The sequence below is a fragment of the Dinghuibacter sp. genome, assembly GCF_035492835.1.
Lineage (GTDB): Bacteria > Bacteroidota > Bacteroidia > Chitinophagales > Chitinophagaceae > Dinghuibacter.
The window spans coordinates 1-13,167 of record NZ_DATJIY010000019.1 but is presented as its reverse complement, the minus strand read 5'-3'; the positions used below and the strand labels follow the sequence as shown (position 1 = coordinate 13,167).

Below are 13,167 nucleotides of genomic sequence, written 5' to 3'. Positions count from 1 at the left end.
AGGGGCCCGACGCCTAGGGGCAAGGGCCTATTTGGACCAGTGCATCTGGATGAGGTTGGCTACGAGGGCGGTCCAGCCGGTTTGGTGGGCGGCGCCAAGGCCCTCGCCGGTTTCGCCGTGGAAGTACTCGTAGAAGAGGATGTGGTCGCGGAAGTGGGGGTCGGTCTGGAATTTCTCGCGGGCGCCGAAAACAGGGCGGCGGCCCTGGGCGTCGCGGGTAAAGAGGGCGATCAGGCGCGCGCCGAGGTCGTGGGCAATGTCGCCGAGGTTGCGGTAGTCGGTGGCGCCGGTCGGATAGGGAACCTTGAAGCGGTCGCCGTAAAAGTCGTGGAAGCGCTGGAGGCTGCGGATGAGCATGAAATTGACGGGGAACCACACGGGGCCGCGCCAGTTCGAGTTGCCGCCGTACATGTCGTTGTCGCTTTCGCCGGGGAGGTAACGGACGCCAAACGTGCGGTCGGTGGTGGAAAACAGGAACGGCTCGTTCTCATGCACCTTGGACAGTGAGCGGATGCCGGTGGGGCCGAGGAACTCGGCTTCGTCGAGCATCCGGCTCAGGACGCTTTTGAGCCGGCGGTCGCGGACGAGGCTCAGCAGGTGCCGGTCTTCCCACGCCTCGGCGGCCCAGCGTGTGGTCAGGGCGAGCAGGTCGGGTCGGTTTTCGAGGAACCAATCGACGTGGCGGAGGAACTCGGGGTCCTGGTTCAGCGCGCGGCGGTCCAGGACGTCCACGGCATACAGGGGGATCAGCCCCACCATGCTCCGTACTTTCAGCCGGACGGTGGATAGGTCGAACCGCCGCACCTGGTCGTAAAAGAACCGGTCTTCTCGGTCCCACAGGCTGCTCATCCCGCCGCCGCCCCTTTCGATGGAGGAGTTGATCGCCCCCGCCATATACACGAAGTGGCTGAAGAACTTGCTGACCATGTCGAGGTAGCGTTTGTTGGCGTGCGCCAGCTCGATCGACATCCGGAGCATCGTCAGCGCAAACAGCGTCATCCATCCGGTCGAATCGGCCTGTTCGAGGATGCCGTCCTCCAGCACGGTGCTGCGGTCGAACACGCCGATGTTGTCCAGGCCGAGGAAGCCGCCTTCGAAGATGTTGTTCCCGCGGGTATCCTTTCGGTTAACCCACCACGTGAAGTTGACGAGGAGCTTTTGGAACATGCCTTCCAGGAAATCGCGGTCGCCGCGGCCGCCGTTGCTTTCCTTTCCCATCTGGTAGACCTCCCAGGTCGCCCAGGCGTAGACCGGCGGGTTGGCGTCGTTGAAGGCCCATTCGTAGGCGGGCATCTTCCCGTTGGGGTGCATGTACCAGTCTTTGGTCAGGAGCTCGAGCTGGTGCTGCGCAAAACCGATGTCCACCAGCGCCAGCGTGACGCACTGGAACGCCAGGTCCCAGTTGGCGTACCAGGGGTACTCCCACTTGTCCGGCATCGAAATGATATCGTCGTTGTGGAGATGCCACCAGTCGTGGTTCCGGCCGGCGTAACGCGCGCTGGGCGGTTGCGGGCGCGTGGGGTCGCCGGCGAGCCACTGCTGGACGTTGTAGTAATAGAATTGTTTGCTCCAAAGGATACCGGCGAGGGCCTGCCGTTGAATACGGCGGTGGTCTTCGTCCTGTATCTTTTGCTGGAGGTCGGCGTAGAATTCGTCCGCTTCCCGTATCCGCTGCGCGAAAACGTCCTCGAAATCCGCAAACGCGTCATAGCCTCCCCCGTCCAGGTCGCGGGGCGAGAGCCGGAGCCGGATGGTCTGGCTTTTGCGACCGGGGATGTAGAGGGCGTAGCGTACCGCGGCCTTTGTCCCCATCCGGCGAGGGTCGACGGTGTTCAGGCCGTGGACGACGTGCTCGTGGACGCCGTCTTTGAAATATTCTTCCGTGGTATCGTTGCCGAATAACCGGTGCGGGTTGGTTTCGTTGTTACAAAACAGGGCCTCGCCCCCCTCCTGGAAATAACAGGCCTTGACGCCCACGTCCTTGTGGACGACGGCGATCCCGGCGGCGCCCAGGCCCATCCCGGGTTTGTAGGCGTGCTCCTCCCAGCTCCAGGTGTTGCGGAACCAGAGCGTGGGCAGCAGGTCGAGGTAGGCGGACTTACGGCCGCGGTTATGCGCGGTGATGCGGACGAGGATGTCCTCGGGCCCCGCCTTGGCGTATTCCACGGTGACGTCGAAGTACGCGTCCCGGTCAAAGAGCCCCGTGTCGAAGAGCTCGTACTCCGGCTCTTCACGGGTGCGGCGGGCGTTTTCCTCCTTCAGCTGGACGTACGGGAAGGGCGACTGGGGATACTTGTAGAGCATCTTCATGTACGCATGCGTGGGCGTGTTGTCGAGGTAGTAGTAGAGCTCCTTGACGTCCTCCCCATGGTTGCCTTCCTTGTTAGCCAGGCCGAACAGCACCTCCTTCAGGATGGGGTCCTTATGATTCCACATCGCCAGCGAAAAGCACAACAGCTGCCTGTCGTCGGAAATCCCGGCGATCCCCTCCTCCCCCCACCGGTAGGCCTTGCTGCGGGCCATGTCGTGGGTGGAGTAGTTCCACGCGTCTCCGTTTTCGCTGTAGTCTTCACGTACGGTGCCCCATTGCCTGTCGGATACATAGGGTCCCCATCGTTTCCAAACCGGCGACCTGAGCCTGTCTTGTTCAGCCCCCATCTATGCGTACATTTCACGCGAAGGTACGGGATCGGGTTTTTGGAACCGCGCGGGGCGGGAGGTTTTTGCGGCGCGGGTTTTTGGAACCGCGCCGGTTTTGGCGCGCGCGGGTTTTTGGCGGGGCGCCCTACTTGATCACGATCTTGCGGACCGCGTCGTTGCCATAGTCGGCTACATAGAGGTTGCCGTCGCTGCCGAAGCAAAGGTTCGTGGGCTCGTAGAAGGTCGCGTTCTGGCCGGGGCCGTCGGTGGCGCCCTGGTTGCCGGTGCCCGCGAGCGTGGTAACGGTGCCGTCCGGGGTTACGAAGCGGATGACGTCGTCGTAGGTGTCGGCGACATAGATGTTGCCCTTGCTGTCGAGACAAAGCCCCATCGCGCCGGCAAATTGCGCGCCGGCGCCCTTGCCGTCCGCATAGCCATGGCCGTTACCGGCGAGGGTCGAGACCTGGCCGCCCGAAATCTTCCTGATCTTGCCGTCGTCGGCGACGTAGATCGTCCCCTTGCCGTCGGTGCAAAGACCCGTGATGCTGGTGAACTCGGCCGAGGCCAGGGCGCCGTCCTTGTAACCGGTATTGCCGTCGCCCGCAAACAGCGACGCCATGCCCCCGGTGGTGACCATCATGATCCCGTCGGAGCCCATTTCGGTGGCGGTGTAGGCGTTGCCGCTGCCGTCGACGCAAACCGCCTGCGGACCGTCGAGTCCATTGGCCACGAGCGTGGCGACCTGGTCCGACGATGAGATAAAGCGGAGACCGGTGTACAGGAAATCGGCCACCAGGATATTGCCACTGCCATCGATGGCCAGGGCGGCGGGGTCGGTAAAAGTCGCCGAGGCGCCGGCGCCGTTGTCAAAACCAAAGTCGCCCGATATACCCGCATATACGGTGGGCGCGCTGCCGGGCACCATCTTGTAGATGACCGCCGAAGTCGTCAGCGAAAAATAGACGTTGCCCTTGCTGTCGGCGGTGATGCCGCCGACGCCATAGCCCATGTTCGGCGTGACCGTCGAGACGGTGACGTTGCCGCCGGCGGGCGCCCCCGGGGTGTTGCTCTTCTTGCTGCACGCGGCGGCGAGCAAAAGGAGTAGTAGTGGAAGTTTGCGCATGTTTTTTTCCAACAAAAGAACTGCCCGCGGCGCCCGGCGGGGGCTATAATCGCCGAACGGCAGGGTTGGGTCGCTGAACGACGTGAGGCGGAGGCGCGGGGCGGCGGCGGCGGGCGACTGCGCGCGGGGGGCGACGTCGAACGCGAGGGCCGCCAGGCAGAGAAGCGGGAAGCGGCGCATCAATTCGCTTTTTCGAGGACGAGGACGACCTTGTTGAAATCCGCGGAGGCGTTGATGACCTTTTTGAAGTTGTCGAAGGCCTCGAGGGGGTAGCGCAGCGTCCGGTAGGACTCGTGGATGGCCACGGTGACGTCGGAACCGGTCTGGGTGTAAGAGGAGGTGAAACCCATGTCGGGGTAGCTCACGTCCATGTTCAGGTCCTTGAGGTTCTTGGCGGTGTAGCCCTCGGGGAGGTGGAGGGTGATGGTGCGGTATTCCTTGTGGGGGAAGGGCATCTCGGCGGGGAGCTGGCGGGGGCGCTCCTGGTACATTTCGGTTTGGGTGCCGATGATCTCGCCGATCTTGACGAGGAGGCGGCTGCCGGCGTTTTCGATGAGGTCGGGGCAGCGGATGTCGGCCTCGATGACCAGCGGGGCGTTGTGGAACGCGTCGGTCATGTGCGGGTTGTGGACGGCGATGTTGTTCACGTCGGTGCTGTTGCCGATGGATTTGATGATGTCCTTGTTGGCGTCGTCCTGCTTGTCCTTGGGGAGGAAGGTGTAGATCGGGCGGTATTCGGCGGCGCCGTAACCGGTCATGATCTGGCGGCCGTGCACCAGCAGCGTGTCGAGGCCGCCGCTAAAACGGATGTCCGCCTCCATATCCAGCGAGCTGGAGTCCCAGGGCGCGATGGGAACCATGCCCCAGGTGGCCGTGGCGGTGGTATAGGAACCCAGTGAGATGGACTTCAGGAAAATGCCGCGGCCGCCGGCAAGGTTGGGGCGGACGTAGGGATAGCGCGTGCCGTCCTGGGTGGGGTCCATGTAGGCGCCGGTGCCGGGGAAAAAGAACAGCACGTTTTCGGCGCGGTCCCAGTCTTCGAGGTCGGGGTCGAGCGGGATGCCGGAGCGGTCGCTGGCCAGGACGATCTCGAAGGGGACGTCCTCCCAGAGGAGGAGCCGCGCGAAAAGGCGGATGATGCCCTCGTCGTTGGCGGTCTTCGTGGTCAGGACCTGGACGAGCTGGTCGCCGTCGGCGGAGGTGAGCTTCTTGTCGATGTCGATGTGCGTCTTGATATAGTCCTCCAGGAAACTGATCCGTCCGCCCAGGCTGGTGTCGGTGGGCTCGGGCAGCTTGAGGGCAAAGGCTTGCAGGGCCTTGTCTTCCTTGTCGGTGTGGGTGGTATAGAAGGCGTAGGCTCGTTTGCCGAGGTCACGCCAGGTATACAGCCGCACGGGGACGCCGTCGCCGCTGCGGTTATAGCTGAGCTTGAAGTCGACGCGCGACAGGTACTGGTCGCGGAAGGAATACTTCTCTTCCGGGAGGTCGCGGATGTTCTCTTCCTGGCCGACGATGATCCGCTTGTCGGCGATGATGCTGTCGGGGCTCACCGTAAAGCCGTTGTAGCCCTTGGCGCTGAACTGCATGGAGGGCGGGCTGATGAGCAGGAAACGCGCCGTGACGCAGGGCACCTGGCCGTTCTGGAAGAACTCGGAGCCAAAGAGGTAGAAGGGGCGTTTTTGCTCGTAGTAGTATTCCACCTCGGAGCCCTTTTCCACGCCGTCCATGGCGAACTGGCGGTATTCGTTCCCGTCTTCGGTGGTGGACTTTATCTTGTCGGGGGTCACGTCGATGACCTTGCCGGCGGCGGTGACGGTGCGGGCCTTTATGTTCGAGACCTCGCTGCCTTCGCGGACGGGGAGGTACATCTTGTTGAACATCTCGATGCCCTTGTCGTCGCGGATGTGGATGATCTTGTGGAAGGTCTCGTAGACGGCGAAGCCGTCGCCTTCTTTGCGGAACTCGGTGGAGCGCTCGTCGAGGACCGTCACGGCGCTGGCGTCGCCGAAGGCGGCGGGGACGCTATGGAGCTTCGGGGTCGCGGGCCAGGATACCGGTGTCGTGTAGTCGAAGACGGTGTCCGGGGCGGGGGCGGCGGACGCAAGGGACGCGGTAGCGGCGAGGGCGAAGGTCAGGGCCGAAAGAAGGGCTACGGGTTTCATGGAGCGGTCTTTTTTACGAAGACGAGTTGTTCTTTGTAATGGTTGAGGATTTGCTTGACGGCGCCGTTCCAGCGGGGGAAGTCGCCGGCGCCCATCAGGAGGGTCTTGTCGGCGAGGATCTGCTGGCAGATCACCTGGCCGGATTTCTGGACGTAGTGGATGGCGAAGTCCATGTTGTCGTCGCTGTAGGTGAAGTCCTTGGGGAGGTAGCTGAGCTCGTATCCCTGAGGGATGGCGAAGACGGTGAACTGGTCGATGGTGGACTCGTATTCGTGCGTCATCGGGACCTTCCGGCGGGCGGTGTCGATGACGGCGGAACCGGTGAAGAACTTTTCGAGGTTGAGGTTGATGTAGAGCTCGGAGCCGACGGTTTTGCCGTAGTCCGGGATGTCGAAGCCCGCGCGGATGTTGACGAGCTTCGAGGCGTCGTCCAGGTAGCGGATGCTGTAGTCGTTCAGGATGAATTTGTTGCTGCCCTTACCCATGCGGTATTTGACGTAGTCGCGGGCGTCGGTGGTGTCCTTGAACAGCAGGTGATCGCGGACATCGGAGCCGTAGTAGCCGTGATAATAGACGCTGCTCGTCCCCGTGAGCCCGCTCCCGGTCCAGGCGATGTAGGTGCTGTCGGTGACCCCGCTGGAGTCCGCGTGGATCACGGGCACGCGCAGGGTCTTGTATTCGGTCGGCGACACCGCGACCAGGGCCTGCTTACCCTGGATAAAGGCGCTCGGGAAGCCAAAGATGCAGTTGGGGTCGGTGCCATCGAGGAAAATCCAGCGGTCCCCCGACCGGAAGGTCGAGATCATGTGGTTGTCGCAAAGCGGCAGCGGGAGGTCGGTGTGGTCGTAGGGGATGTCGCGCGTCCCGATCCAGGTGAAGTATGCCTGGAGACCGGCCATGCGGAGGAGCGTCGTGAGCAGGCTGGCCATGTCCTTGCAATCCCCGAAACGCCGGTTGCAGACCAGCGGTGCGGGGCGGGGGATAAAGCCCTCCAGGCCGTCCTCGAAGGCGACGTAGCGGATGTGCGTCTGGACCCAGTGATAGATCGACGCGGCCTTGGCCTCCGGCGTCACCAGCCCGCGGGTCAGGCTGTCGGCGAGGCTCCGGAGCAGGGCGTCGCCGGGGACGGGGAGCGGGGCGTCGGCAGGACGGAGCGCCCCGGCGAGGCTGTCGAGCGGGCGGATAAATCCATAGTCCCACGCGTACAGGTCCTTCAGGTTCTCCAGGTAGGCCACGCGCTGACCGGCGGCGTTCTTATAGGCGCCGAGCCGGACGATGGCGTGCGGCTCGTACCAGGCGGCCGAGGGCGCGTTGGCGAACGACGTGAGGGGACGCACATGGTCCCCGGTGAAGGTATACGAATGGTCCCGGCCGCGTTCGTCCTTATCGACGTGGATCATCCGCGTGGAGTCGTTCTTTACGTCGTAGAGCACCTCCATGTCGGAGGGGAAGTGGACGGTGTACGACTCGTGGACGACGGGGATATAGCGGATAAAATAAAACGGCGAAAAAAGGTGCAGCTCCTTTTCCGTTTGCGTATAGCTGACGTATGCTATGGCGCCCTTGGTGAGGGAGGGGAAGTCGAACTCCGTTTTTTTCACGTCGTCGTAAAACACCTCTTCGTCCGCGGCGTCCTCCGTTTTGAAATCGGTCACCTTTTGCCGCCTGCCGCCCGGCACGTCCGTATAGGCTTCGAGGTGCTCCATGTTGTTGAAGTCGCCATGGTACACCGCGTATTTGTTGAATTCCCCGTTGGCCTTGTCGTCGAGGATCATCAGCTTCTCGGTGATTTTTGTCTCGGCCCTCGGCGTGTCCCCTTCCATGAAGAAACGCGTGTCGCTGTGATAGTCCAGGATGACGGCATAGTCACCCGGGAACTGCGCGCGGAGCTCGTCGACCGATTGTGCCCGCGCGACGCCGCCCAGGCAAAGGGCTGCCGCGGCCAACCTAACGCACTGCTTGTAAAACGCCATAGTAGTAAACCTTTGTCTGTTTCAGGTGTCCGCCCTCGTCGTACATTTTTTCCTGTCCTTCGGGTTCGCCCGCCACATAATACGCCGAGCGCTCGAGGTTGCCCGACGGATAATAGTAACTGCACACACCCTGCAAGTTATCGTAATAATACCGTTCTTCGGCCTTTATGTGACCGTTGGGGTAGTACGTTTTAACAATTCCGTTTTGCAGTCCCCCCTCCTTCTGGCCGGCGATCCAGGGCGAGCCGTTGGAATACCAGAAGCTCCGCGGTCCCTCGGTCACCTTGTCGACCAGGGTCAGCTCCACGCTTTTCTGGCCGTTCGCATAGTAGGCCGTGACCTTGCCGCAGCCATCGGGCAGCGGGATCGCCGGCACCGGCTGGCCGTCCTTGCCCGGATAGCTGTACCCAGTCAGAGCGCCGTGGTGATAATAGTAGATAAACGCCAGCTTGCCCGCGTCCCCATAGTTGTATTCGGCGCCCTCCTCCTGACCGGCGGACCAGTGCGCGATTTCGCGCAGGCTGCCGTCGTCGTTGTAGAGGGTGTCGGGTCCATCCAGGTCGTCCGAGCGGTAGGTGTAGGTATTTTTGACGCGGCCATTTGGGTAGTACTCCTTCCAGGGGCCTTCACGGTCGCCCAGGCGGTACTGGCCTTCCATGAATGTCTGGCCGCCGTAGTACCAGGAACGGTAGGCGCTGTCCGCGGTCCCTACCCGGTAAAAACGCGTCATCCGCGGCGTCTGGTCGAAGAACACGTCCCGGAGCGTACTATCCAGGTAATAGTGGTTGTAGTGATCGAATTCCCCGGGCATATGGATGTCCATGTCGCCGGGGGTGATGACGCCGTCCGCGATACACCGGCCGGCGGTGTCGAAGGCCGTATAGTGGACCGGCCACCCGGATTCGAAACGGTATTCCTTTGTCTTGCGACCGTCCGGTGCATAGTAGGTCGAGAAACCGCTCTCATCGCCATCCACGTACCAGGCGGCGTAGGTCATCTTCCCATTGATGTCGTATTCCCGGTAGGGACCGGTCCGTTTGCCGGTGGCGTACCAGCCGTCCTGGCGCAAACGACCGTTCGGCCAGAAGTAGGCATAGTAACCGTCCTCGTCGCCCCGTACATAGTTGGCGGAGTCGGAGAGCCGGCCGTTGGTATAGTAGCTCACCCGTGGCCCGTCCAGCTCACCCCCGCGGTACACCGCGCGGCCGCTGACCTTGCCCGAAGGATAGAAATAGGTATAGATACCCTCCTTGTCACCGCGGAAGGAGTAGTTGCCTTCGCTGATCCGCGTGCCCAGGGAATCGTAGTACGACAGCGCACCGCCCGAGGCCTTGATGGCGGCGGCGTAACCCGGTTTGCCGTCGGCTGTGTAAAATTGCACGGCCCTGATCTTGCCCTTTTCGTAGGTATCCTCTTCGAACAAACGGCCCCCTTCGGTATAATCGGACTCCTTCCCTTCGGCCTTACCCCTGGCGTAGGGCTGGGTTTGCCTGACCTGGCCGTTGTCGTAATACTCGGTATACAGGCCATCCAGGTCGCCGTTGGCGTAGGTGTAGCTCTCGTGGACGCGGCCGGAGGCGTAGTAGGTCTTCCAGGGGCCGTTCCCCACGCCCGCGCTAAAGGACGCCTCTTCGGTGAGCGTGCCGTCGGCGGCGTATTTTTTGCGTACGCCCTCCATCTTGCCCTTGACATAGGGCGTGACCTCGGAGGGTTTTCCGTTGTTATAGTAGTCGATCCACTGACCGTCTATGTCCCCGTCCCTGAGCGTCGCGCGCGAGGACAGGAAACCTTCGGACGTATACTTGACCTGGGTCCCGGAGGGTTTGTCGTGTATATAGTCGCAGACGACGCGGGGCAGGCCGTTATAAAAAAAGGAGCGGTAAACGCCCTCGGTTTTGCTGTCGATCCAGGGGTTTATTTCGCTGAGCTCGCCGTTGTCGAACCAGGTCCGGGTGGTGTCCTCCAGCTCGCCCGCCTTGTAGTGGCTGATCTCCTTGAGCCGGCCGTTGGCGTGGTAGAAGGTCCACGTGCCGGTCCGCATGCCCTGCGGGTCCATCGCGCCGCGGGACTTGAGCGTCCCGGAGGCGTAATAAAACGTCCAGGGGCCTTCGTGCAGGATGGTTTTGTCTTTCTCGCGCGTGAAATTGCCGCGGCCCTCGACCGCGTCGTCGTAAAAAAGATTTTTGACGGTGGCGGTGTCGCGTTCGGCGGGGTCCAGCCGGCCGGTCGCGCCGAGCCTGGCCAGGAAATCGCCGGTCGACCGCGCAAAGACCATGATGTCTGCGTTGTGGTGCTTGGTGTATTCATCCACCGACTTTATCCCCAGCCCGCTGAACATCTCGTAGACCATGTCGTTGAACTGGCCCTGGGCGTAGACCTGTTTGAAATACGGGATATAGTACTGCATCCAGAAACCCTTGTCGTCCGGACGGTAGTCGGTTTTTTCGAGGAGCGCCTGCATCTGCCGGACGATGGGGTCCTCGAGACCGCACTTCAGCTGGTAGCTCTTGTCGAGGGCGGCTTTGCTGAGGATAATTTCGGTCTCCGCGTCGAAGTTGTCCCCGGGTCCGGGCTCGTGCTGGGCGGTGAGCTTGGTCACGTCGTCGGTGACGTTGGCCATCTCCGTGAGGAGCCGGACGATCTTGCCGTTGTAGCGCCCGTCGGGTTTGATGATCAGGTAGGTCATAAAGCTCAGCATGCTGGGCACGAGGTTCCCCTCCTGCATGCTGATGATGCCCAGGAAGAAATGGGCCGACGCGTGCGTCGGGAAGATCAGCACGCAGTGCTCGAAGTCGGCCTTGGCTTCCTTGAAACGCTTTTGCTCGTAATAGACCAGGCCCCGGCTGAAATAGGCCTGGTAGCGATAGGGCGCTTCCTGGAGCGCCCGGTCGTAACAACCGAGGGCGGCGTCGGTTTGTCCCATCGCCTCGTACGCCTGGCCCCGGAGCGAATGGAAATACACGCGGTCGTCCGGGAAACGCGCCAGACCGGTGTCGGCGTAGGCGAGCGCGTCCGAAAACGCGCTGTCGTCAAAGGCCGTCACGGACAGCTCCTGGAGGATGAGGTGATAGTTGGTGTCGCTGGGATCGACCTGCCGGAAAGCGTTCAAGGCGTCCTGGTACTGGCCGTTGTCGCGGAGCTTGCGACCGGTCTCGAGGACCCGGGCGCTGTTGGGCAAGGTCTGGGCGCTGGCGGTCACCGGCAACAGGGCGACGCAGAGGCAGCGGAAAATCAGGTTCATCGGATATTGGATTGCTCCCCAATATACGAAAAATCTAGTGCCGCAGGAGTATAATCCGCTGTGTATCCAGCCGGGTATGGCCGTCGTAGAAGACGAGGACGTAGGTACCGGCGGCCAGCGCGGTGGCGTTTATCGTCGCCGAGCCATTGATAGCGTAGACGCCTACCTGACGGCCGCGCATATCGTACATAGCCATCCCGATGGGCTGGTTTTGTCCGAAGACCGCGACGGTGAAGGTCCCGTAGCTGGGGTTCGGGGACACCTGGATGGCGGTCGCGGCGGGGACGACGCGGGTCTGGCTGTAGGCTATCCGGCCGTCGTTGCCATAAATTTTCAGCCGGTAGTAGGTGATCTTGCCGTAAAAGTTATCGTCTTCCTGGTCGTACCGCTGAGGGGTATCGCTGCTGCCGCCGGGGAAGTGGGGCGGCACCACCGCGACGGTGTAAAAGCTGTCTTCTTCCAGGCGTCGTCTTTGTAGCTCGTAGCGCTGGACGTCGTGCTCGATCACGGTGCTCCAGAAGGTGTGGACCTGGTGGATGGTACGCCGGAAAGCCTCGAAATCGAGGGTCGCCATGGAGGGCGGCCGGTCGACGACCCTCAGGTAGGCGTTGGCGAGGACGGCGCCGGTAAAGTCCCGGGCGTTCAGCCAGGCGTTTATATCGGGTGGGCCGGTGGTCAGCGTACCCGGGTTGAGGGCGCCCCTCGGGCCAAGGGTGTCGCCGTCCAGGGAGATAAAGCTGCTGTCGCGGGCTTCGGGGAAGAGGGGGCCTTCGTCCGCTATGTCGTGCTGGAGCCAGACGGTGACGTCGGAAACGTTAAGCGCCCCGGCGCCCAGGCGCCAGGTCTTGCCGACCGACGTGTCGGTCGCCGGTCCGTCGTATACCGTGGCGTGGTAGGTGACGGCGATGGGGGTATGGCTCTGGACCGCCAGGGGGGCGTAGTGTGCGGTCCCGATGGGGAAAACGACCATCCCGTCGGATTGGGTGATGGCCTGCCGGCTGAAAGTGCCGGCGCTGTCGGTGGCGATGTATCGCTGGTTGTCGTATCCGTCGATCCGGCCGGGGGCGCCGTTGCCGAGGGTCAGGTTATAGCCGTTGAGGTAGAGCAGGCCGTTTTCAAGGCGCAGGGTGTCCCTTATGCGGGCGTCGCCGCCGAGATATACGCCGAGGTCGTTGCCCGCGCCGAGGCTCGGGAAGCTCCCGCCCTGCAGGGTCTGGGTGCCGATGCCGTGGAGGAAGCGGAAATAGCCTCCTTGCCCGTTCGTGGTGTCCAGCCCGTAAAAGGCTTCACCCGGCAGGATGCCGCCCGGCGCGTTTTGCCAGGTAGTGCCGTAAAACTGGACCACGCTGCCGTTGAGCGAACCGAACCGGCCGAGGTTGGTGACGTCGCCAAAGATCGAGACGGTGTCTCCGGGGTGGACGGCCATGTCGGCGTTGTTGGCCAGGTATACCTGGGCGTGCGCGCTTGTTATCAGTAACCCTATCGTCAACAGGCGCTTCATTGGATGACGGTGATGTCGAAGACCGTGCCGTTCGCGATCGTATTGCCCAACAAGGCAACGCTGGAAAAGGCGATCGTCACCGTGCCGGCGGAGGATACATAGGCATAAGCGATGATCGTGCCTCCTTGCAGCGCCGACTCCGGGGAGACGGTCACCGAGGCGTGGAGCGGCGCGCCCGTGATCGCGACGCTTACCAGGGTCGTCCCTCCCACGCCGACGTTTATCGCGCCGCCGGTCACGGTGTAACTCCCCTTGATGACGTTGTTCAATACCGTGCCGCTGCTCCCGAGCTTAAAGTTCCCGCCGACGTCGAGCTTGGCGGTGGGATTGGTGTTGGCGATGCCGACCTGGCCGGAGCTGTTGATCCGCATGGCCTCGTTGGTGGTGGCCGTGCCGCCGGCGAAAAATATCAGGTTCTTGCCGTTGGCGCCGTTGCCGATCACGAAGTCGTTGCCGGTGCTGTATAAATAGGCGTTGTTTGCGCCACCGGTTATGACGCCGGTGCTAAAAGAGCTGGAGTTGATGCC

General features: G+C 62.4%; 7 protein-coding genes. All 7 read right to left on the bottom strand.

Annotation, left to right across the window (positions count from 1 at the left end; translation table 11 throughout):
• Positions 1-27: 27 nt before the first annotated feature.
• Positions 28-2,658 carry an MGH1-like glycoside hydrolase domain-containing protein gene (locus VL547_RS02100; RefSeq protein ID WP_325574665.1) on the bottom strand — a complete coding sequence of 877 codons (2,631 nt, stop codon included), beginning with the start codon at positions 2,656-2,658 and terminating at the stop codon, positions 28-30.
• Positions 2,659-2,785: 127 nt separating this feature from the next.
• Positions 2,786-3,943, bottom strand: a complete 1,158-nt coding sequence (locus VL547_RS02095; RefSeq protein WP_325574663.1) for a hypothetical protein — start codon at positions 3,941-3,943, stop codon at positions 2,786-2,788.
• Positions 3,943-5,925, bottom strand: a complete 1,983-nt coding sequence (locus tag VL547_RS02090; protein ID WP_325574661.1) for a DUF3857 domain-containing protein — start codon at positions 5,923-5,925, stop codon at positions 3,943-3,945. The genes VL547_RS02095 and VL547_RS02090 overlap by 1 nt, the downstream gene beginning before the upstream one ends.
• The gene (locus VL547_RS02085; RefSeq protein WP_325574659.1) at positions 5,922-7,898 is read right to left on the bottom strand and encodes a DUF3857 domain-containing transglutaminase family protein; all 1,977 of its coding nucleotides are present in this window, start codon (positions 7,896-7,898) and stop codon (positions 5,922-5,924) included. The genes VL547_RS02090 and VL547_RS02085 overlap by 4 nt, the downstream gene beginning before the upstream one ends.
• The gene (locus tag VL547_RS02080; protein ID WP_325574657.1) at positions 7,873-11,139 is read right to left on the bottom strand and encodes a tetratricopeptide repeat protein; all 3,267 of its coding nucleotides are present in this window, start codon (positions 11,137-11,139) and stop codon (positions 7,873-7,875) included. Before VL547_RS02080 ends, VL547_RS02085 begins: the two co-directional genes overlap by 26 nt.
• Before the next feature lie 34 nt (positions 11,140-11,173).
• Positions 11,174-12,640 carry a T9SS type A sorting domain-containing protein gene (locus tag VL547_RS02075; RefSeq protein ID WP_325574655.1) on the bottom strand — a complete coding sequence of 489 codons (1,467 nt, stop codon included), beginning with the start codon at positions 12,638-12,640 and terminating at the stop codon, positions 11,174-11,176.
• Positions 12,637-13,167, bottom strand: a 531-nt coding sequence (locus VL547_RS02070; protein WP_325574653.1) for a hypothetical protein, incomplete at its 5' end; no start/stop codon positions are given. The genes VL547_RS02075 and VL547_RS02070, both read right to left, overlap by 4 nt.

What these genes read in the sequence shown, in the direction of transcription:
- VL547_RS02100 (WP_325574665.1), bottom strand. Translation starts at nt 2,658, where the DNA reads ATGGGGGCTGAACAAGACAGGCTCAGGTCGCCGGTTTGGAAACGATGG.
- VL547_RS02095 (WP_325574663.1), bottom strand. Translation starts at nt 3,943, where the DNA reads ATGCGCCGCTTCCCGCTTCTCTGCCTGGCGGCCCTCGCGTTCGACGTC.
- VL547_RS02090 (WP_325574661.1), bottom strand. Translation starts at nt 5,925, where the DNA reads ATGAAACCCGTAGCCCTTCTTTCGGCCCTGACCTTCGCCCTCGCCGCT.
- VL547_RS02085 (WP_325574659.1), bottom strand. Translation starts at nt 7,898, where the DNA reads ATGGCGTTTTACAAGCAGTGCGTTAGGTTGGCCGCGGCAGCCCTTTGC.
- VL547_RS02080 (WP_325574657.1), bottom strand. Translation starts at nt 11,139, where the DNA reads ATGAACCTGATTTTCCGCTGCCTCTGCGTCGCCCTGTTGCCGGTGACC.
- VL547_RS02075 (WP_325574655.1), bottom strand. Translation starts at nt 12,640, where the DNA reads ATGAAGCGCCTGTTGACGATAGGGTTACTGATAACAAGCGCGCACGCC.